Source organism: Streptomyces griseoruber (assembly GCF_001514205.1).
Taxonomy (GTDB): Bacteria; Actinomycetota; Actinomycetes; order Streptomycetales; family Streptomycetaceae; genus Streptomyces; species Streptomyces griseoruber.
In genome coordinates, this window is record NZ_KQ948817.1 from 1 (window position 1) to 1,164 (window position 1,164).

The following is a 1,164-nucleotide window of genomic DNA, read 5'->3' on the forward strand; positions in this document are numbered from 1 at the left end:
AAGCCGGACACGACGGAGACGGCCGAACAGGCCGTGCCCGTCGGAACCGCCCGGAAGATCACCCGGCCCATGGTGATCGGCGCGATCCTCGTGGTCTGGCTGCTGCTCTTCGCCGTGCTGCGCGGCAGGCAGACCCTCACCCTGGCCGCGGCCGACCTGACCGGTCTGCACCGCTGGTTCAACGACGTCAACGACTCGATCGGCGCCAACCGCAACTCCAACCCGCTCTTCCTGTACTTCTTCAACGAGATCCGGCTGGTCATCGACACCCTGGTGACCTTCATCCAGGACCTGATCTCCCAGCCGTCCGACGCCCGGCCCGTGCCGCAGATCGGCTGGCTCGGGGTGGTGGGCATCGCCGGATACGCCTCCTGGGCCGTCGGCAACTGGCGGGTTGCCCTGCTGGCCGTCGCCGGGTTCACGTTCATGGGCTTGCAGGGTCTGTGGCAGCAGAGCATGGACACCCTGGCCCTGACCTTGTCGGCGGTTGTGGTCGCGCTGCTGTTCGCGATCCCGCTGGGGGTGTGGGCGGGGCTGTCGGACCGGTTCAACCGGGTCGTGACGCCGTTCCTGGACTTCATGCAGACGATGCCGACCTTCGTCTACCTGGCCCCGCTGACCCTGTTCTTCCTGATCGGCGGTGCCTCGGCCGTGATCGCCACGGCGATCTACGCGGCCCCGCCGGCGATCCGCATCACCGCACACGCCATCCGTTCCGTCCCCGAGACCACCGCCGAGGCGGCCGACTCCCTGGGCGCCACGCGCAGGCAGGCCCTGTTGAAGGTCCTCCTGCCGATGTCCAAGCGGACCGTGGTGATGGGTGTCAACCAGTCGATCATGGCGGCGCTCGCGATGGTCACCATCGCCGCGCTGATCGATGCTCCGGGTCTGGGCAAGACGGTGGTCCAGGCGCTTCAGTCGCTCGATGTCGGTACGGCGTTCAACGCGGGTCTGGCGATCGTGGTGATGGCGATCGTGCTGGACCGGGTCACCACCGCGGCCAGTGCCCGTGAGGAGAGCGCCCGGGGCTCGAAGAACCGCTTCCTGAAGTGGCGCAAGCACCTCCTCGGCGCGGGCGCGGCGATCACGGCGATCCTCGTCTATCTGTCGCACACCTACCTGTGGGCGGCGGAGTTCCCCGGCGAGGGCAGCACGGGAAGCGCG

At 68.5% G+C, this 1,164-nt stretch carries 1 protein-coding gene; it reads left to right on the plus strand.

Features of this window, described 5'->3' with window-relative positions; genetic code table 11:
• Positions 1–69: 69 nt before the first annotated feature.
• Positions 70–1,164, plus strand: a 1,095-nt coding sequence (locus AQJ64_RS44695; protein ID WP_159060377.1) for an ABC transporter permease, incomplete at its 3' end; no start/stop codon positions are given.